This is a genomic window from Paenibacillus donghaensis, assembly GCF_002192415.1.
Taxonomy (GTDB): Bacteria; Bacillota; Bacilli; order Paenibacillales; family Paenibacillaceae; genus Paenibacillus_AQ; species Paenibacillus_AQ donghaensis.
In genome coordinates, this window is record NZ_CP021780.1 from 1,667,591 (window position 1) to 1,686,712 (window position 19,122).

The window sequence follows — 19,122 nt, forward strand, 5'->3', positions numbered from 1 at the left end:
TCTCACCGCACCGCACTAATGCAACATAACCATACAATTGCTGCAGGACAGGCCTGCCATGGCGGGCAGATGCTATAATAGGAGCACTTACGAATGAATGCTATCGGATAGTTAGGGGGAAACCGGATGAAGCTGCCGGACTGGAAGACGATGCTGCCGCAAAAGCTGAAATACCGGCTGTTTGGCGCTTTTCTGGGGCTGATCCTGCTGCCCTTCAGCGTGCTGAATGTGTACAATTACCGCCAGATTGAGTCTATGGTCGAGGAGAAGATCAGCCAGCAGAGCCATGAGCAGCTGGTGCAGATGTACGGCACACTGGAGGACCAGATGAGCATCGCGTTCAAGACGCTGATTTTTCTGGAGCAGGATTCGGTGGTTAGGAATGTGCTGACTGTGCCGGACAGCCGTTCGCCTCTGGAGAATAAATCGCTGATTGAAGAGAAATTCAAGATGCTGAACAACAGCTTTTTTCTGTATAATCCGTCGGTATATTTTACACTGCTGGATTTTCATGAGAGCGTATACACGTCTTATTTGCCTAAAAAAGCCCTCCAGTACGCCCCCTACCGCGAACGTTTCCGCCAGCATCTGGGTGAGGGTGCGAGTGAGGGTGCGGCTGCTGCCCCTGGAGATACCGCAGCAGCGGATTACCAGTGGGACTCCAGGGACGAGAACAATGTGCTGCGCGAAATGTCCTCAAGCCCGTATCTGCTGTCACTCTACGCCTATATGAAGGATGACAGCGGCCGCCGCTACGGGCTGGCGCGGATCAGCATCGATTATTCCTTCTGGTTCCAGTCTGTGTTGAAGGATTCGCAGAGCAACCAGGATTATTTCCTGATTACCGGCCATGGGGAGACGGTTGCCCGCTCCTCCAAGGAGGCTTCGCTCTCTGCCGTCATTACCCGGGAAATTGCGCAGCATCCTGCTGAAGCGTATCTGACAGATCACGAGTCGGGAACCCTGCTCAATTACGTCTATATCGAATCGCTGGACTGGTATATGATTAACCGGATTCCGCTGGCTGTGCTTTTTGATGAGATCTCCGGGCTCAAGCAGCGTTATTTCCTGACCTTCTTTGGATTTATGGCAGCGTTTGTGATCATGGCCTTCATGATCTCCGCCACCTTCACCCGCCCGCTGTCCCATCTGCAGCTCAAGATGAAGGATGTCGTGCGCAAGAATCTCAAGATCCGCATCCCTGAAGGCCGAAGCCGCGGCGAGGTGCTGGAGCTGACCCGCACCTTCAATACCATGCTGGATGATGCCAACAAGCTGATCGGGCAATTGAAGGCGGAGGAACGCCAGAAGGAAGCGGTTCATTTCCATATGCTGCTGGCGCAGATGAATCCGCATTTTCTGCTCAATACACTCAATACGATGAAATGGAGTGCGATTCGCAGCGGAAATGAGGAAATCTCCGAAATCTGTGTCTCGCTCGGCAAGCTGTTGGAGGTCAGTCTCAACTCGCAGGTGGAGATGGTCTACCTGAAGGACGAGATTGAGCTGGTGCAGGCCTATCTGCATATCCAGCGCATCCGTTACCAGGGCAGCTTCGAGGTGACTTGTGAGTTCGCCGATGAGCTGGAATACGCACTGGTGCCGAAGCTGAGCCTGCAGCCGCTGGTGGAGAATGCGATCCGCCATGGAGTAGCCCATCTGCCAGAGCGGGGCAGGATTTGCATAAGGATCTATAAGGCTGACGGCGGCCGGCTGACGCTGGAGGTGGAGGATAACGGGATCGGCATCGAGCAGTCCCGCCGCCTCCAGATTCCGCGCAGCCGCCCGGGAATCGGACTGTCCAACTTGCAGGAGCGGCTGCAGCTGCTGTTCAGGCATCAGAGCATCTTCGAGCTGATTGCGCTGGAACCGGGCACGCTGATCCGGTTCAGCATTCCGTTTCTGTTGTCTACGCCTTATCAGCAGCACCCCACTACCCAAGTTTAAGGAGGAATCAGCGATGTGGAATGTTCTTCTTGTGGAGGATGAAGTGTTCGTCAGGGAGTCGGTCCGGGAGATCATTCAATGGGAGGAGCTTGGTTTCCGCGTGGTCGGAGAGTCCGGGAACGGGGTGGAGGCGCTGGAGCTGATCCATCGTCTTAAGCCGGATCTGGTGCTGGCCGACATTATCATGCCAGGCATGGACGGAATTGAACTGCTGAAGCAGACCCGGCAGGCCGGACTGTCTGCCAAGTTCGTAATGCTGACCTGCATGGGCGAATTCGAATATGTCCGCCAGGCTATGGAATACGGCGCTTCCAACTACATTCTGAAGCTGTCGATGAGCGTCAATTCGCTGCGGGATACGCTGCGCAAGGTGAGCGCCGAGCTGGATGAACGGGCAGGGAAGCAGGGCCACGGCACGGAAGCCGCCGCCGCAGTTGGTGAACGTTCGGGGCCACGCCGCAGCTCAGCCGATGACATTCATCCGGTAGCTGAGGAGGGTGAGGGGGTTGAAGTTGAGGCTGACGATGAGGCCGGTCTTCAAGCGCACGCAACAGCACCCGCCCACTCCGGCTTCCAGCCGCTGCAGGAGCCGGTGGTTAGCCATCCTGAGATCAGCAAGATCATTGAGTTCATCGGCCGCCATTTCGATCAGGATATCACGGTCAAGTCCATGTCGCGATATGTGATGATGGGGGAGAATTATATCAGCGCCCTGTTCAAGAAGAAAACCGGCCATACGCTGATCCATTATTTGCATGGCGTGCGGATGGAGAAGGCGGCAGAGCTGCTGCGCGGCAGTGATCTGGCGGTTCAGGAGATCGGCCACCGGGTCGGCTTCGCCAATGATAATTATTTCATCAAAATATTCAAGCGCTGGACGGGAGTTACCCCAAGCCAATACCGTCACCGGGCGCCGTAGCCCATAGAATAAATCTGTGTGTGATCTGACCCTGGGAAATCCCGCATATTTGTTCCGTCAGGAAGGTGGATTTGTTGCTTATAAGCAGCGCCGGGTCCCTGCTACGATGAACAGGAAGAAACAATCCACTTCAGAATCAGGGAGGTCTCAGGAGCTTATGGGAACTAAAAAAAGATTGGCTGTACGGATCATGGCAAGCGTGCTGCTGCTCGGTATGCTGGGCGGCTGTGGCGGGAACAACCAGGCAGGTAACGAGAGCGGGAGCGGCAATGCAGGCGGCGACAAGGTCAAGCTGACGATGTGGGGGGCTGTGCCGCCGGAGAACGGGCCGCAGGAGGTAGTGGATAACTGGAACAAGGAGCATCCCGATGTCCAGGTGGAGTATGTGCGCTTCGTCAATGATGATGACGGCAATCTCAAGCTGGACACCGCGCTGTCCACCGGCCAGAATGTGGATCTGTTCGTCAATTATACGCTCACCAATCTGGATAAACGCGTGAAAGGCGGCACCGCGCTCGATCTGGGTGAATTCAGTGACTACAATATTGATGAGAAGATGGGGACGGACGCCGCTTCCTGGAAGATTGACGACAAATACTATGGCATGCCTACGAAGAAGAATGCGCAGTTCATCGCCGTGAACAAGGAAGCGCTGGATCAGGCGGGGCTGGCTCTTCCCAAGGCCTGGACCTGGGATGAAGCGAGGGAATATGCTGTGAAGCTGAAAGCGGAGGGGTTCAAATATGGCCTGGTGCAGCACACCACCCCGTTCGTGGACTCACTGGACTCGGTGATGGTCAAGAATGGCTACGTTAAGCCGGATGGCAGCTCCAATATGGATGATCCGCTGGTGACGAAGTGGCTGGAGACCTTGAACGGGATGATGAAGGAAGACCTGACTACACCGCCGCTCGGCGAGCAGCTGACCTCCAAGATGCCGGTGGAGAATATGTTCCTCTCCGGCGAAGCGGCGATGATCAACATCGGCGAATGGCTGCTGCGCAGCTCGAATAACATGACGGAGTTCCCGCGTGAATTCAAGATTGCGTTTGCGCCGATTCCGCGATTGACCGAGAATGAGGCGGATTTCATCAAAAGCGGCGGCCTCGGCGATCTCATCTCCATCAATGCGAAGTCTAAGCATAAAGATGCGGCCTGGGAATTCCTGAAGTGGTATGCGGACGGCGGCATGATTCCGATGGCCGCAGGCGGCCGCCTGCCGTCCTCGAATGCGGTGGATCAGCAGACCGCCATTGAGCATCTGCTGGGCGACCATGCCGATACCTATGACAAGGAGTCGCTGGAATTTATGCTTTACGGCGACAAGACGCCAACCTTTGTGCGCGGCATTGCCCAGGAGGTCGTCGATATGCGGGCTCAGGAATATGAGAAGTATTTCCTCGGCAACCAGACCGCAGCAGAGACCGTGCAGAATATGGTCAAACGCCACAATGGGTGGCTGAAGCAGAATCCATAAAATAATAATGGGATAATATGTAGTTTATTTCCAGTCAGAAACAGCAGGCCTCCGCATAAGGGGGTCTGCTGTTTGGCGTTCGCTGGCATAACGCCAGCTGTCCCGAAAAGAATGATGAAGCCGACCGAAGTACAAGATATCCAGGTCTTGCGCATTCCGAAGGAACAGCCTGCCTTTGCCCTTAAGGTCTTGCGCATTCCGAAGGAACAGCCTGTCTTTGCGCTTCAGGTCTTGCGCATTCCGAAGGAACAGCCCGCCTTTGCGCTTCAGGTCTTGCGCATTCCGAAGGAACAGCCCGCCTTTGCGCTTCAGGTCTTGCGCATTCCGAAGGAACAGCCCGCCTTTGCGATCCAGGTCTTGCGCATTCCGAAGGAACAGCCGGCTTTTGCGCTTCAGGTCTTGCGCATTCCGAAGGAACAGCCCGCCTTTGCGCTTCAGGTCTTGCGCATTCCGAAGGAACAGCCCGTCTTTGCTCTTAAGGTTTTGCGCATTCCGAAGGAACAGCCCGTCTTTGACTGTAGTCCCCGGCCGAGCATCCCGTCAGGGATAGTCGGCCAACATCAGCAGCGTCCAAGCGGTCCCGCAGGGATAAGCGATCCTACCACCAAAGCCCCCTAATCACAGTACCGCCAGACTCCTTCGCCAAACTTGCAGGTGTCCAGAGGGTGCAACCCTTTGGGGCCCTCCCTTGGAAGGGAGGGTTTGGGAGGGATCGAAAGTGGTTTGGGAGGGATCGACGTGTTTTAACGATAGAACATTTCCACAGCTTTTTCTACTGGCGGTACTCTCGGCAAATGCATACTTTTGTGGCATCAGCTCGGTGGTTATGTTCCTTATGCCGCCGGGAACGGCTTGCTACACTGAAAGGGAGATCAAGCAGACAGGAGTGGGAGTAACAATGAATAAATCATGGATGAAGCGGCAGAGCCGGCTGGGCTACCTGTTTATCGGGCCGAATATGCTGGGTGTGCTGTTGTTTTTCATCATACCGGCGGCGTATTCCTTTTATCTGATGTTTACGGACTACCGGTTTATGGACCCGGATACGAACTTTGTGGGCTTGGCGAATATAAGGCGGATGCTGGGCGACGAGATCTTCTATGTGGCGCTCCGCAACACCTTTATCTTCCTGCTGGCTGTGCCGGTGTCCATTCTGCTGTCCTTTCTAGTAGCTGTGGCGCTGAACAAATCCGTCTATCTGCAAAAAACACTACGGGCGCTCTATTTCATGCCCTACATTACGAGCGGTGTAGCCATCGCCTTCGTCTGGATGCTGCTGTTCCAGCCGACCTCGGGTCCGATCAACGGATTCCTGCAAGGCATTGGCATTGCCCATCCGCCTGGCTGGCTGTCAACTACGGAATCCTCCATGTATGCCATCGACATCATCTGGATCTGGTTTATGCTCGGCTACAACATGATCATCTACCTGGCCGCGCTGCAGGAAATTCCGGAAGAGCTGCTGGAGGCGGCACGAATCGACGGGGCGCGCCCGCTGCAGACCTTGCTCCGGATCATCTGGCCACTGGTAAGCCCAACCACCTTCCTGCTGCTGATTACCGGACTGATCATGACGATCAAGAACTTCGGCATTATTCAGGCCATTACCCAAGGCGGCCCCGGAAACAGCACGACCGTGCTCTCTCTGTTCATCTACCAGAACGCCTTCCGTTATTACGAGATGGGGTATGCGGCAGCCATCAGCTGGGCGCTGTTTGTAATCATTATGATTTTTACCGTGCTGCAGTGGCTTGGACAGAAACGCTGGGTTCATTATTAAGCTCAGGAGCACATGGGACGGGCAGATGTAAAACTGATTGTTATATAAGATGAACTTAAGAATGAAACGGCGGAGTTGTCAGACTGCCTGGTGCATAGGGCTACCCGGACAACTCAAAAATAACATTCTTAAGTTCACGTTCTATAGGAGGAATCGCAATGCAACGAGTAACTGGCCCGAAGACGGCTGCTGAACCAAGGAAGATCAGGGGAGATTCCATTCTCGATCTGCGCAAACTGATGATGACACTGATGATGTCCGGCTTCGCGCTGCTGATGATTGTGCCTTTCATCTGGATGATCAGCACTTCGTTCAAAAGTCCGGCAGATGTCTTCAAATATCCAATTCAGTGGATTCCCGCCAGCCTGAACTGGGAGCACCACATCAAGGTATGGAGCGGCAGCGACAGCTTCGTGACCTATTACCTGAATTCACTCAAAATATCGCTGATCAGCATGGCTGGTGCAGTCTTCCTGTCTGCCTTCGCCGCCTATGGCTTCGCACGGATTCAATTCAAGGGCCGGGAACCGCTATTCCTCGTCTATCTCTCGATGATGATGGTTCCGCCACAGGTGCTGTTTGTGCCCAAATTTCTGATGTTTGAGTGGGCAGGCATCTACAATACCCATTGGGCGTTGATCCTGCCCGGGATGTTCACGATCTTCGGTGTGTTTATGCTGCGCCAGTTCTTCCTCTCTGTACCCGCAGAGATCTCGGAAGCTGCCTTCATCGACGGAGCCGGGCACTTCCGCATTTTCTTCCGGCTGGTGCTGCCGCTGGCGAAGCCCGCCCTGGCTACCCTGGCGATCATTGACTTCTCCTGGCACTGGAATGATTACGAGAATGCGCTCGTCTTCCTGCTGGACAAAGACCTCTACACCGTGCCGCTGGGCCTGCAGAATTTCATTCTGGAGAACAATGTCGATTATAACGGCATGATGGCAGCGGCCACGGCGGGTATTATCCCGATGATCCTGGTCTTCCTGATCGGCCAGCGCTACATCATCCAGGGTGTGGCCGGGAGCGCGGTGAAGGGGTAGATTCGCCAATACTTCCGCTGATCTTGCCCGACCGTGCGTTTTGATCTTGCGAACGCTGTGGTTCTCCGGTAGATTTCAATATAGAAACGTGCCCAAGCGGCACAAGCAGGCACTTCGCCACTTGAGGCGAAGTCGCCGCTACTGGAGGAGGCGGAAGCATGGACAAGGTAATGAGCCGCGAAGTGGCGGTTCCGCTGCTGCAGCGGATGATTGAGACGGACACCTGCAATCCGCCCGGCAATGAACATGCATTGTCGCTGCTGCTGCAGGAGTTCCTGCACGGACACGGGATGGACAGCGAAGCGGTACTGCTGGATGCCGGCCGCAGCAATCTGGAGGCAGTGCTGCGGGGGAGCGGACGCCGGAAGCTGATGTTCTGCGGCCATCTGGACACCGTCTCGGCCTGGACGCAGACGGCAGGCCGTTATCCGCCGCATGGCGCAGTGATTGAAGGGTCGCGGCTGTATGGCCGGGGCGCGGCCGATATGAAAAGCGGGCTGGCCGCCATGCTGCTCGCGATGGTCTCGCTGCGCCAGGAGGGCATCCGCCTGGACGGCGACCTGCTGTGGCTGGCCACCGCGGGCGAAGAGGTGGACAGCTGCGGAGCGCGCCTGTATGCAGAGCAGCACAGCCTTGCCGGACTCGACGGCATCGTCATTGCCGAGCCGACGGCAAGCCGGGTGGCCGTCGGGCACAAGGGCGCCTTGTGGCTGCGGATTTCCTTGCATGGGCGCAGCGCCCATGGCTCCATGCCGCAGCTGGGGGTCAATGCCGTTGAAGGCATGGTAGCGGTGATTACGCTGCTGCACCGGCATGCCCTGAAGTGGCAGGCCCAGGACGCTGTGCTGGGCGCCAGCAGCCTGTCGGTGAACCACATCGCAGGCGGCATCCAGACGAATGTGGTCCCGGATCATTGCATCATTGATGTGGACATCCGCACCGTGCCTCCGCTGGAGCATGCCCGGCTGTTTGCCGAGATTGAACAGGAGCTGGCGATGATTACCCAGCTGCATGCCGGTTACCACTACAGCGTAGAGTTGCTGCTGGACCGAAGCTCCGTATACAGTGATCCCGCTGGGCGGCTCATCCAGACGGCGCTTGCGATCACGGGTGAATCTGCCGAGGCGGCTCGCGGCGTGTCCTACTACACCGATGGCTCGGTGCTGCACCACGGGGGCAAGCTGCCGGTGCTGATCTATGGTCCCGGCGAACCGGCCCAGGCCCATCAGGCTGATGAATGGGTCGACATTGAAGCCTATCTGGCTTCGATCCGCTTCTACCGCGAGCTGGCGCTGCGGTTCCTGGGAACGGTGGACGTATAATATTGAGCGTGCGCGTGGACATGATTAGACGCGGAGTTACCACTCCACCAATTTAGTTGCGAAAATGCACCTAATAGCTGATTTTTTCCGTTTAGGAAGAAATAGATGCGAAAAGGGTTACTACTTAGGACCCTGCGACACTCCAAGCCCTTGAACTAGGTAACCTGCATTCTAGCGGACCATATAGCCCCTATTTCCTCTTATCTGCGATCTTTTGACGTCTTACGGACCGTATAGCCCCTAAGTCGTCAAAACAGGCTCTAAAGCGAGGGTTTTCTGTGATATAGAGGCTCCTGGGTCCGTTAATCCTGCAAAACGGCCTATGTACAGCAAATAGAGGCTCCTGAGTCCGCAACCATCTGAAATCGAAGCGAGGGTTACGAGCGAAGAGGGCTAGGGGACCTAAGTAGTAACCGAAAAGGCATCTAATCTGGGCGTTTAAACGTATCAGGCCCGATTTACCCGAGATTAGCTGCAGGTTCACACTTATTCGTCTCCTGATTGGAGTTTCAGCTGAATTTTGTTGCAGTTCCGCATCTAATTACTCCGAAGGTTCCAAAGTGGCTAGCTGCTGGAGGATTGGAAGTAACTTTTATCTTATTATATATAGAAAAAAGCCGTCATCCCGCTCAGCTGTGTATTCCTGCACACTTGAGCGTAAGATGACGGCTTTTGCTATGAATAAGGACTGCTTCTTATCAGCGAATCAGTTATTGTACTGGGCCTGATACAAGCGGCTGTACGTGCCTCCGGCGTTCACCAGGTCCTCGTGGCGGCCCTCCTCGGAAATGCCGTCCTCGTTGACGACGACGATGCGGTCGGCATTCTTGATCGTGGTCAGCCGGTGGGCAATGACCAGGGTCGTGCGGCCCACCGACAGGGCGGCCAGCGATTCCTGAATCGCCGCCTCCGTTTCGGTATCAAGCGCCGAGGTGGCTTCGTCCAGAATCAGAATCGGCGGATTCTTCAGGAACATCCGGGCAATCGCGAGGCGCTGCTTCTGGCCGCCGGACAGCTTCACGCCGCGTTCCCCGATCACCGTATCCATACCGTCCGGCAGGCTGAGGATCAATTCCTCCAGGTGGGCGCGGCGGGCTGCTTCCCAGATTTCGGGCAGCTCTGCCTCCAGCTTGCCGTATGCGATGTTCTCGCGGATCGTGCCGGAGAACAGGAACACATCCTGCTGCACAATTCCGATCTGCTTGCGCAGGTCAGCCAGCTTCATATCACGGATATCGATCCCGTCGATGGTGATTGCGCCCCCGGTGACATCATAGAACCTTGGCAGCAGGCTGCAGATGGTGGTTTTGCCTGCGCCCGAAGGTCCGACAAAAGCCACCGTCTCCCCCGAGTTCACCGTCAGGCTGATCTCGCTGAGCACCTCCCGGTTCGGCTCGTAGCCGAAGGACACCTGGTTGAAGCGGATATCCCCGTGCAACGCCTGTACATCCACTGCGTCAGGTTTATCGCTGATATCCGGTTCGGTATCTATAATTTCCAGATAACGTCTGAAGCCGGCGATCCCTTTGGGATAGCTCTCAATAACGGAATTGATTTTGTCAATCGGGCGGAAGAACACATTGGACAGCAGAATGAACGCGACGAATTCGCCGATCTCAATCTTCCCCTGAATGAAGAACCACGCGCCGCTGACCATCACCAGTACAGTAACCAGACGGGTCATCATGTAGCTGATCGAAGAGCTGCGAGCCATCAGCTTGTACGCCAGCAATTTCGTCTCACGGAACTTCTGGTTGTCGACCGCGAACAATTCTTTTTCATAAGCTTCATTGGCAAAAGACTGCACCACACGGATTCCGCCTACATTGTCTTCGATCCGGGCATTGAAGCTGCCCACGTTGCCGAACAGCCGGTGATAGGTGGAGGTCATGCTGCGTCCGAAGTAAATAATCAGCCAGCCCATTAGCGGCACCACGATGAAGGTAATGATCGCCAGCTCCAGATTGATCTGCGCCATCAGCACAAAAGCGCCGACGAGAGTCATGATCGCTATGAACACATCCTCAGGACCATGATGCGCTACCTCGCCGATATCATTGAGATCATTCGTGATCCGTCCGATCAGATGACCGGTTTTGTTATTGTCGAAGAAACGGAAGGAGAGCTTTTGAATGTGATCGAACATTTTTTTGCGCATATCCGTCTCGATGTTGATACCCAGCATATGCCCCCAATAGGTAACGACGTACTGCATGACTGTGTTGAGCGCATAGATCGCCAGCAGGGCGACACAGGCAATCAGGATCAGCGGCCAGTCCTGGCCCGGCAGCAGATCATCTATAAATTTGTTCACGGCGACCGGAAATGCCAGCTCCAGCAGCCCTGCACCCACAGCACAGGTGAAATCCAGAATAAACAGCTTTCGGTAAGGACGGTAATAGGAGAAGAAACGACGCAGCATCTAGTGTTCACTCTTTTCTGATGGATTAGTAGGCAGTGTGTATTCCTTCGTAAATGAGATTGATTCTCAAATAGCCTTCTCTTAAGGATACTAAAGATGGTTCCGGGATTTGTCAATCCTGTTTTATTGCCGGGATACCCAGACGCTGGCGGGCGTAGTCACATATATTATCTTGTACTCAACCATAAAGGAGGAATTACAATGGGCGAATATGCTGGAGGACATGGCGGCTTCACTTCGACTAGTGCGATCCTGGTTCTGTTCATCTTGCTGGTAATTATCTCTAAAGCGCTCTGGGTTTAATTCATCTGTTATCTCTAAAAAGATTCCTGCCGGCCACCGGGGCTGGCAGTTTTTTTGCGTATACATCAAGTGGGCGGTTGGGCGGTTGCACCTGCTCCTTGATCTCGCTCGCAGAAGGGGGAGCCGCGGCACAGCATGTGTTCTGTTGGACGTGTAGGAGGTTGGGGGGCGTAATATAGAGGGAAAAGCCTGCAAAAGTGCAGGCTTTGACAACGGCTGGCCGCCGTACCCATCAATACCTGCAATTGTGCAGGTATTTAGATGCCTATGTTACATTTAAGAACATTACTCCGAATAAAGATGTATATTTGCAGGAATTTAGTCATTTCAGGCCTTTTCTGGCTGAAAAACCTGCACTTTTGCAGGTTTGCTCTTACTGAGGGTCAGGAAGGATCGACTTACCGGGGTACGCCGGTGTCGTACCCGCGCCTGCTACGCGTCGGTCGGTCGCTGCGGCGTACTCGTTCCCCTGGCGTGCCTACGCACGCGCTCACGCACCGGCTCTGCGCGTCCACACGCCGGCTCAAGCGCCCATACCGGCTTCATGCGGCCTAAGCGCCGGCTCCCGCCGCCGCGAACGGCCTCACGCTCCGCGCGCCTCACACACCTACGCTCCACGCGCCAACGCTCCCGCGCGCCTCACCGCTTAAACGCCGCTACCCGGATTCTCCGGTAGTCCAGCACCCAGCGGTCCTCGCGGTACAGCGCCGGCTTCAGCTCCTGTTCCATGGAGCTGAGCACATTCGAGCGTTCTGACGGCGTCAGCACGCTCAGGATGCCGTTGGCGAAGGTATCCAGCCAACGGCGAAGACCCTCCGCACCACCCGCGAGCGGAGTCGGGCGGTCGTAGCAGAGCGCCAGCTCGACGGTCAGCCCATGCTGCTCCAGCAGCGAGGCGTATTGACCGATGCTGGGGAAATACCAGGGCAGCCGCCGCTTGCCGCCGCAGCCGGCTGACGCAAAAGCCGGCTGCGGCGCGCCGCTGACCGATGCGATGTTGCCCTGACCGCCGAACTCGGCGATCAGGCGCCCGCCCGGGCGCAGGCTGGCCGAGATGGAGGCGGCCGCGCCGCCGGCATCGCTCAGCCAGTGCAAGGCGGCATTGCTGAAGACCGCATCCGCCGGCTCCTCGGCCCGGTAGGTCTGGCCGTCGGCCAGGATGAACCGGAACTGCGGATATTTGCTGCGCGCCGCCTCGAGCATCTCGGCTGAAGCGTCGATTCCGCTCACCACTGCGCCCCGGGCGGCAATGGCCGCCGCCAGATCACCGCTGCCGCAGCCCCAGTCAATCACATGCTCCTCTGGCTGCGGGTCCAGCAGCTCGACGAGAGACTCCCCGTAACGCGACACAAATGCCATATCCTTATCATAAGTGCTTGTATTCCATAACTGATCCATAAGCAGACTCCTTTCGTGGACATCCTATGATTAGTTACAACTTAGGTGGTCCCGACGCGCAACTAGAATGTTACCTGGAACGTTTCGAGCAAATAGATGCGAAACTGCAACTAAATTCAGTCGGACCGCGAGAAATCAGGCGAATAACGCGAATCTAAGTCTTCGATGGTTCTCATCATACCGTGGCCGGAGTAACAGTAACATCCTATGTATCTATGTTGTACCACATAGCCTCCTTATAAGTGAAATATATAGAGTTAATAGAGTTTATTGATAACGCCTATAAGACTAACCAGACTGAAGCCGATAAAAATTAACGCTGAAATCACATTCATCCGGTGAATAAAAGCGGGGGATACCTTGCGGCTTAGCCAGTTGACCGTTAGAGTCAGCAGCAGCCACCAGCTGGAGGAGCCGAGCGCGATCCCGGACGGCAGCAGCAGGGAACTGCCGCTCGCATGGCCCAGCGAGGCTGCCAGCGCCAGAAAGGTCAGCACCGTGGCCGGGTTCGCCAGTGTCAGCAGCAGGGCGGACAGGAAGTTGAAGTTGCGCCAGGAACGGCGCTCCTCCTGTTCACCGTCTCTACCCTGCAGCAGTCCTTTAACGCCCAGGCAGCCCAGAAAAAGACTGCCCAGCAGCTGTAGCGGCAAGGCATAGGCGGCGGTGAAATCACTCACCAGCCTGAGCCCGGATACAGATACGAAGGCATAGAAGGCATCAGCCGCAGCGATGCCAAGGCCAGTGGCCAGTCCGGCCCGGAAGCCCTGCCGCAGGGTACGGTTCATGCAGAGCAGGGACATCGGACCTACCGGGGCAGCAAGCAGCAGGCCAAAGCCATACCCGCTCGCGAGCACGGACCACATCACAGTCTGGCTCATTCGACAGGAGGGTGGGGCAGGTTCGGAGTCTCTTTAAGCGTGTCCAGCACAATGGTTGTCCGGGTTCGTACAATGCCGTCCAGCTCTTTCAGCTGGCTGCTGAGAATCCGCTCCAGATCGCGTGTCCCCCTGCAGCGAACCTTCAGCAGATAATCATCTTCACCTGCGGTGTGATGGCATTCCTGAATCTCCGGCAGTGACATCACCAGTGCAAGGAAGGCCTCACGGTGTTTCGGGCGCTCCAGGGAGACAGCCACCAGCGCGGTCAGCCCGTAGCCTGCGGATTCGGCATTGATCAGCGCCGTGTAGCCCTTGATTACTCCTTGTTCTTCCAGCCGCCGTACCCGGTCCGCCGCCGCCGGGGAAGACAGGCCCAGCAGCCCCGCAAGCTCTGCCCAGGTCATTCTGCCATTGTCCATCAGCGCTACTATTATTTTGGAATCCAATGCATCCAAGATACTACACCTTCTTATCATTAGTTTTAAAGCCAAAATACCTTATTATGATAAATTTAACAAGTACATATTTATCATTCACCTACAGGTCCAAACAACCAAAAACTCCGGGGCCTTTAGCCGCGGAGCTGATCATTCGGTATATGTGTTTGCCCAGAAAAGGTTCGGGAGAACAGATGGAAGCTTAAACTATGCTTGATAAAATAATAGTTGATTAATTCCTACAAAGAGTGTATAGTCTTAAGGGTAGCGATTAATTTGCTATTATAATATGCGGTCATGGCGGAATTGGCAGACGCGCTGGCTTCAGGTGCCAGTGGTAGCAATATCGTGGAGGTTCGAGTCCTCTTGACCGCATCAATAACAAACGACAAAAAGGGTTTCAGCCTTCGGGCTGAAGTCCTTTTTGTCGTTCTAACTAGTGAATACTCATTACTCTTTCAGACTCCCCAAAAATATTGGTTTACATATTTGCTTCTATTATTATATACTTTCTATAAAGTTACATTAAAATACAAATAAAACCAAACCATAAGCAGATTTAACTAGTCTGGAGTTGACAATATGCGTCAGGTTAAATTATTTTGTTTGCCTTATGGAGGAGGTTCGGCATATTCCTATCTAAAATGGAAAAGTGAACTTGCAGATGTTGTTCAATTATGTCCGGTTGAGCTTACGGGAAGAGGAAAGCGTTTTTCCGAGCCGTATTACAACAGTATCGAAGAGGCAGTGGATGATGTATACAAGAGCATTAAACCTGATCTTAATCAAACGCCCTATGCTATTTTCGGACACAGCATGGGGAGTATTATTTTGTATGAACTGTATTTTAAAATTATGGAAATGAACCATAAGGCACCCGTCCATCTCTTTATATCAGGAAGAAAGGCTCCTGAAATACCAGATTATGAAATCACTTATAATTTGCCGGAATTGGAGTTCACTAATAAAGTGATGCAGTATGAGGGAACTCCAAGGGAAATATTTGATAACAAAGAGCTGGCAGACATCTTTATTCCCTTGCTGAGGGCAGATTTCAAAATTGTACAGACCTATCAGTACAAGCCCACAGGCAGAAAAATGGATACGAACGTAACAGTGATGTACGGCAAGGATGACATTTATACATATGGTGATACCGGTTCTTGGAAGAAGCATGTCAACGGCAGCTGTGAATTCCATGTATTCAATGGTGGGCACTTTTTTATACATAATGATAAACATAAGGTGGTTGAAGTTATTAATACAGCTTTGTTGAATAGTTTCTTTGCTCGCTGACGAAGGAGGATAACATGACAAGGTTTCGTACTTTGGTTGAAGCCATCCGGGAAAGAAGCAGTGAAGTCAGCATAGGTATTACGTTTATTGCCGGAGATGATGAGGAAACGTTCGTTTCGTACAAAGACCTTTATGAGAAGGCAGCTTTAATTCTGGGTGTGCTCCAGGCCAATGGAGTTCAGTCAGGAGATGAACTGGTTCTACAGATTGAGGATCAAATCGATTTTGTAACTTTTTTTTGGGCATGTATTCTTGGTAGAATAATTCCCGTTCCGGTTACGATAGGCAATAATGATGAACACAGAAATAAAGTTTTTCAGATTATGAAAATATTAAACAACCCCTTTCTGGCAACAAGCAAGCGGCAACTGGCATACTTAGAGAAATATGCAGAGTCCAACGACTTAAATGGGGAGTTGCATGGAATAAATGCTAAAACCTTGCTTGTGGATCAAATGCAACCGGTTTCCCAAGCGGGGCAGATCGAGCCTCTGGAAGATTTTGAAATCGTATTCATCCAATTCTCGTCTGGATCAACAGGAGAACCCAAAGGCGTCATACTGACTCACGATAACTTACTTGCGAACATCTACGCCTCCATCAAATGTTCAGGAACAAGCAGACAAGACTCTATGCTGACCTGGATGCCCCTAACCCACGATATGGGAATGATCGGTTCCCATATGCTTCCTTTGGTAGCAGGTATCAACCAATATCTCATACCAACTTCCTTATTTATCAGAAGGCCTACCCTGTGGCTGAAAAAAACTTCTGAGCATCAAGCAACAATCTTATCATCCCCTAATTTTGGATTTAGGTATTTGTTATCGTTTTACAAGCCTGAAAGCAATTACGACTGGGATCTATCCCATGTCAAGATTATATACAATGGTGCTGAGCCTATTTCTACTGAATTGTGTCATGAATTTCTGGATCAGATGTCCAGATATGGTCTTAAGGAAACCGTTATTTTTCCCGTTTACGGACTTGCGGAAGCATCGGTCGCTGTCTCCTTTCCCGTTCCAGGCGAAGAGTTGAAGGAAGTGAATCTCGACCGCCGTAATTTGAATGTTCTTGATATGATCCGAAATGTCGATCCCAAGGATGCCGATTGCATCACTTTGGTGGAAGTAGGCTCTCCTGTGGACGACTGTTTACTGCGAATATGCGATACCCAAGATAATGTGCTCAATGAAAAAACAGTTGGGGAGATTCAAATTAGCGGAAGAAATGTGACCAGCGGCTATTACAGGAATCAGGAAGCGACGGACCGTATATTGACCGGGGACGGATGGTTGAGAACAGGGGATTTAGGATTCTTACAGAATGGAAAACTCGTTATAACCGGAAGATTAAAGGACATTATTTTCATCAATGGGCAGAATTATTATCCTTATGATATAGAAAGAATCGTAGAACAGATAGATGGAGCGAAATATGGTGGGGTGGCTGCATGCGGAGTGTTTGATGCAGAGCAGCAGAAGGAAGAAATCGTCGTGTTTGTAATTCATAAAAAGAAGCTAGAAGAGTTCCTTGATATGTATGCGGACGTGAAAAAATGGGTTGGTAGACAGCTGGGTGTGGAGGTGAAAGACGTTATTCCCTTGCGCAGGCTTCCGAAAACCACCAGCGGGAAAATTCAGCGGTATAAGCTCGCAGATGAATATAGCATGGGTCTGTTCAACGATATTTCACTAGAATTGAAGCAGTTGGCCAATCGGAGTATTGAGCAGGCGCAGGATCATCTTCCGGTTAATGGGATCGAACACAAACTGCTCCAGATATGGTCCTGTGTGCTGCAAGTTGAAGCTGATCAAATCAGTGTGAATGATAATTTCTTCGAGATTGGAGGGAACTCCACTCTTATGGTTCAGATGATATCCTACATTGATGCTGATTATCCTGGGACTATAAATATCACGGACCCATTTGAGACACCAACAATCAAAGGGCTGGCAGAACATATTGATAGCGCTTCCCGAAAGCAGGAGCCTTCCCAATCCATAACATTGCTGGAGCTGCCCGAAACCTTTTTTGTAGATAACAATGCTTCTTACCTTCAGAGCCCTATTCAAGAATACAGCTTTGTGATGGAAGAACAACACTATAGTATGTTGCGGGACATTTCAGCGAATGAAGCTATTGGTGTCCAAGATGTATTAGTGCTGTTGTTTGCCTTTGCGGTTTCACAAATAGCCGGAGTTCAGTCAGTTCCCCTTCAGGTCCTGCATGATGAGGGAAGAATTTATCCTGTCACAGTTGATTTTAGTCAAACTATGGATTTTTCCCGATTACTGCAAGAGGTGCTTCACATCCGAAAGGGTGGTTCCGGCAGCGGCAGGAGCATCCATGCGTTTGCGGATGCCCGGATACTAAAGAGTGAAAGATCAGTGTTGGCGCTTGTTTATTCGAGAAGCAATCTGAACTCCAATCTGAACTTAATGGAGATTTTCGATATCACAGGCAGGATCGATGAGTACGAGGATACGCTTACTTTTATTTGTGAGTACAACGCGTTAAGACTGAGCAAGGAAGGCATGGGTAGAGTCGTTAGCCAGTACCAGAAATTAATAGAAACCCTTATTAGCCAGTATGTACTTAGGAGGTAGACAGATGGCTGTCAGAACCGCTTTTTTATTTCCGGGGCAGGGCTCTCAATACGTCGGAATGGGAAATGCTTTATTTCTTGAATCAGCTGTAGCCAGACAAATATTCGAAGAAGCCAATGATGTGCTGGGTTTTGATGTTGCAAAGCTATGCTTTAAGGGGGATTTGACGGAACTGACAGATACCTATAACGCTCAGCCAGCAATTCTTACTGTAAGTATGGCAGCTTTCCGGACCTTGATGGCGGAAACACCGATTAAGCCGTTTATACTTGCCGGACACAGCCTCGGAGAAATTTCGGCTTTGGTTGCCAGTGGCGCAATCCGCTTTCAAGATGGTTTACGCCTTGTAAGAAGAAGAGGTTATCTGATGAGAGAAGCTAGTATTTCCGCTCCTGGGTCGATGGCGGCCATAAGCGGTATGCCATTAGAAATGATTGAGAAGAAATGTGCGGAATATTCGAATCATGATCAAATCCTTGTTCTGTCCAACATCAATTCACCGGATCAGATCGTGATATCGGGAGATACAAGAATGGTGACCAAGGCTTGCGAACTTCTCACTGAAGAAGGAGCATATGCGACACTTTTAAACGTAAGCGCTGCCTTCCACAGTCCGTTGATGAAACAAGCCTCCTGTGAGTTTGCTGCGGAGTTGAACAGAATTCAGTTCAGTGAACTGAAATGGCCGGTATTATCCAACGTAACGGCACTCCCTTATAGATCCTATCATGATATTGCGGATTATCTTACAAGGCAGATGGTCAGTACGGTGATGTGGAGCAAGTCCATGCAGTACCTTAAGTACAATCAAGTGGAAGCAGCCATCGAAATGGAGCCCAGAAACGTGCTGAGAAACTTGATGAAATGGAATGAACCCCAGATTAAGACCTATTCCTACAAAGGTGTAGAGAGCATGGATCTTATGGAGGAATTACTTAATGCATGGAAGACAACGGAGCCTGAAGCAACGACTAGTACTCACAGCTTAGTGGAGCGCTGTCTGGCAATCGCAATCTGCACAAGAAACCGGAATTGGAGCGAGGGGGAGTACAGATTAGGTGTTGTAGAGCCCTATCGGCAGGTGAAGCTTATGCAGGACAAGATAGAGAGTGAGAACAGACAGCCTGCTTATGATGAAATGGTTCAGGCCATCCAAATGCTAAAATCCGTTTTTGTAACTAAAAAAGCACCTATTGACGAGCAAACGGAAAGATTACAGCAATTGTTCAGGGAGTCGGGGACGTCAGCAATGTTCTCCACTGAAGCGATCTTGCATAAAGGGCTCTTCCAATAA

Annotated in this window: 15 protein-coding genes and 1 tRNA gene; 12 read left to right on the forward strand and 4 right to left on the reverse strand. The window is 52.3% G+C overall.

What is annotated here, in order from left to right:
- Window positions 1-126: 126 nt before the first annotated feature.
- From B9T62_RS06990 to B9T62_RS07020, 7 genes are all read left to right on the forward strand, one after another.
- The gene (locus B9T62_RS06990) at window positions 127-1,947 is read left to right on the forward strand and encodes a sensor histidine kinase (RefSeq protein WP_087914602.1); all 1,821 of its coding nucleotides are present in this window, start codon (window positions 127-129) and stop codon (window positions 1,945-1,947) included.
- A gap of 13 nt (window positions 1,948-1,960) precedes the next feature.
- Window positions 1,961-2,866 (forward strand): response regulator transcription factor, encoded by a 906-nt coding sequence (locus B9T62_RS06995; protein ID WP_087914603.1) that lies wholly within the window; start codon window positions 1,961-1,963, stop codon window positions 2,864-2,866.
- A 157-nt stretch (window positions 2,867-3,023) separates the two neighbouring features.
- On the forward strand, window positions 3,024-4,343 hold the full coding sequence (locus tag B9T62_RS07000) for an ABC transporter substrate-binding protein (protein ID WP_087914604.1): 1,320 nt from the start codon (window positions 3,024-3,026) through the stop codon (window positions 4,341-4,343).
- Between the two features lie 72 nt (window positions 4,344-4,415).
- Window positions 4,416-4,961 carry a hypothetical protein gene (locus B9T62_RS07005; RefSeq protein WP_087914605.1) on the forward strand — a complete coding sequence of 182 codons (546 nt, stop codon included), beginning with the start codon at window positions 4,416-4,418 and terminating at the stop codon, window positions 4,959-4,961.
- Between the two features lie 280 nt (window positions 4,962-5,241).
- Complete coding sequence (locus B9T62_RS07010) at window positions 5,242-6,123, forward strand: carbohydrate ABC transporter permease (RefSeq protein ID WP_087914606.1); 882 nt, start codon at window positions 5,242-5,244, stop codon at window positions 6,121-6,123.
- 239 nt (window positions 6,124-6,362) lie between these two features.
- Window positions 6,363-7,163 carry a carbohydrate ABC transporter permease gene (locus B9T62_RS07015; RefSeq protein ID WP_169834508.1) on the forward strand — a complete coding sequence of 267 codons (801 nt, stop codon included), beginning with the start codon at window positions 6,363-6,365 and terminating at the stop codon, window positions 7,161-7,163.
- Between the two features lie 158 nt (window positions 7,164-7,321).
- Window positions 7,322-8,485: a M20 family metallopeptidase gene (locus B9T62_RS07020; protein ID WP_087914608.1), complete on the forward strand. Its 1,164-nt coding sequence runs from the start codon at window positions 7,322-7,324 to the stop codon at window positions 8,483-8,485.
- 706 nt (window positions 8,486-9,191) lie between these two features.
- On the opposite strand, the gene B9T62_RS07030 is transcribed toward B9T62_RS07020, so the two are convergent.
- Window positions 9,192-10,907: an ABC transporter ATP-binding protein gene (locus tag B9T62_RS07030; RefSeq protein ID WP_087914610.1), complete on the reverse strand. Its 1,716-nt coding sequence runs from the start codon at window positions 10,905-10,907 to the stop codon at window positions 9,192-9,194.
- A gap of 201 nt (window positions 10,908-11,108) precedes the next feature.
- On the opposite strand from B9T62_RS07030, the gene B9T62_RS40180 reads away from it, so the two are divergent.
- Window positions 11,109-11,210 (forward strand): YjcZ family sporulation protein, encoded by a 102-nt coding sequence (locus tag B9T62_RS40180; RefSeq protein WP_211296420.1) that lies wholly within the window; start codon window positions 11,109-11,111, stop codon window positions 11,208-11,210.
- Between the two features lie 639 nt (window positions 11,211-11,849).
- On the opposite strand, the gene B9T62_RS07035 is transcribed toward B9T62_RS40180, so the two are convergent.
- The 3 genes from B9T62_RS07035 to B9T62_RS07045 all read right to left on the reverse strand — a co-directional run bounded on the left by B9T62_RS07035 (window position 11,850) and on the right by B9T62_RS07045 (window position 13,941).
- The gene (locus tag B9T62_RS07035; RefSeq protein WP_087914611.1) at window positions 11,850-12,608 is read right to left on the reverse strand and encodes a class I SAM-dependent methyltransferase; all 759 of its coding nucleotides are present in this window, start codon (window positions 12,606-12,608) and stop codon (window positions 11,850-11,852) included.
- A gap of 257 nt (window positions 12,609-12,865) precedes the next feature.
- On the reverse strand, window positions 12,866-13,471 hold the full coding sequence (locus B9T62_RS07040) for a LysE family translocator (RefSeq protein ID WP_169834342.1): 606 nt from the start codon (window positions 13,469-13,471) through the stop codon (window positions 12,866-12,868).
- A gap of 11 nt (window positions 13,472-13,482) precedes the next feature.
- Window positions 13,483-13,941 (reverse strand): Lrp/AsnC family transcriptional regulator, encoded by a 459-nt coding sequence (locus tag B9T62_RS07045; RefSeq protein WP_211296421.1) that lies wholly within the window; start codon window positions 13,939-13,941, stop codon window positions 13,483-13,485.
- A gap of 273 nt (window positions 13,942-14,214) precedes the next feature.
- On the opposite strand from B9T62_RS07045, the gene B9T62_RS07050 reads away from it, so the two are divergent.
- The 4 genes from B9T62_RS07050 to fabD all read left to right on the forward strand — a co-directional run bounded on the left by B9T62_RS07050 (window position 14,215) and on the right by fabD (window position 19,122).
- Window positions 14,215-14,298 (forward strand) — tRNA-Leu (locus B9T62_RS07050).
- Between the two features lie 207 nt (window positions 14,299-14,505).
- Window positions 14,506-15,219, forward strand: coding sequence for a thioesterase II family protein (locus B9T62_RS07055; protein WP_087914613.1), 714 nt, complete (start codon window positions 14,506-14,508; stop codon window positions 15,217-15,219).
- 14 nt (window positions 15,220-15,233) lie between these two features.
- Window positions 15,234-17,828 (forward strand): non-ribosomal peptide synthetase, encoded by a 2,595-nt coding sequence (locus B9T62_RS07060; protein WP_087914614.1) that lies wholly within the window; start codon window positions 15,234-15,236, stop codon window positions 17,826-17,828.
- A 4-nt stretch (window positions 17,829-17,832) separates the two neighbouring features.
- Window positions 17,833-19,122, forward strand: a complete 1,290-nt coding sequence (fabD, locus tag B9T62_RS07065) for an ACP S-malonyltransferase (RefSeq protein WP_157685494.1) — start codon at window positions 17,833-17,835, stop codon at window positions 19,120-19,122.

What these genes read in the sequence shown, in the direction of transcription:
- B9T62_RS07020 (WP_087914608.1), top strand. Translation starts at nt 7,322, where the DNA reads ATGGACAAGGTAATGAGCCGCGAAGTGGCGGTTCCGCTGCTGCAGCGG.
- B9T62_RS07055 (WP_087914613.1), top strand. Translation starts at nt 14,506, where the DNA reads ATGCGTCAGGTTAAATTATTTTGTTTGCCTTATGGAGGAGGTTCGGCA.
- B9T62_RS40180 (WP_211296420.1), top strand. Translation starts at nt 11,109, where the DNA reads ATGGGCGAATATGCTGGAGGACATGGCGGCTTCACTTCGACTAGTGCG.
- B9T62_RS07015 (WP_169834508.1), top strand. Translation starts at nt 6,363, where the DNA reads ATGATGACACTGATGATGTCCGGCTTCGCGCTGCTGATGATTGTGCCT.
- B9T62_RS07030 (WP_087914610.1), bottom strand. Translation starts at nt 10,907, where the DNA reads ATGCTGCGTCGTTTCTTCTCCTATTACCGTCCTTACCGAAAGCTGTTT.
- B9T62_RS06990 (WP_087914602.1), top strand. Translation starts at nt 127, where the DNA reads ATGAAGCTGCCGGACTGGAAGACGATGCTGCCGCAAAAGCTGAAATAC.
- fabD (WP_157685494.1), top strand. Translation starts at nt 17,833, where the DNA reads ATGGCTGTCAGAACCGCTTTTTTATTTCCGGGGCAGGGCTCTCAATAC.
- B9T62_RS07010 (WP_087914606.1), top strand. Translation starts at nt 5,242, where the DNA reads ATGAATAAATCATGGATGAAGCGGCAGAGCCGGCTGGGCTACCTGTTT.
- B9T62_RS07035 (WP_087914611.1), bottom strand. Translation starts at nt 12,608, where the DNA reads ATGGATCAGTTATGGAATACAAGCACTTATGATAAGGATATGGCATTT.
- B9T62_RS07000 (WP_087914604.1), top strand. Translation starts at nt 3,024, where the DNA reads ATGGGAACTAAAAAAAGATTGGCTGTACGGATCATGGCAAGCGTGCTG.
- B9T62_RS06995 (WP_087914603.1), top strand. Translation starts at nt 1,961, where the DNA reads ATGTGGAATGTTCTTCTTGTGGAGGATGAAGTGTTCGTCAGGGAGTCG.
- B9T62_RS07060 (WP_087914614.1), top strand. Translation starts at nt 15,234, where the DNA reads ATGACAAGGTTTCGTACTTTGGTTGAAGCCATCCGGGAAAGAAGCAGT.
- B9T62_RS07040 (WP_169834342.1), bottom strand. Translation starts at nt 13,471, where the DNA reads ATGTGGTCCGTGCTCGCGAGCGGGTATGGCTTTGGCCTGCTGCTTGCT.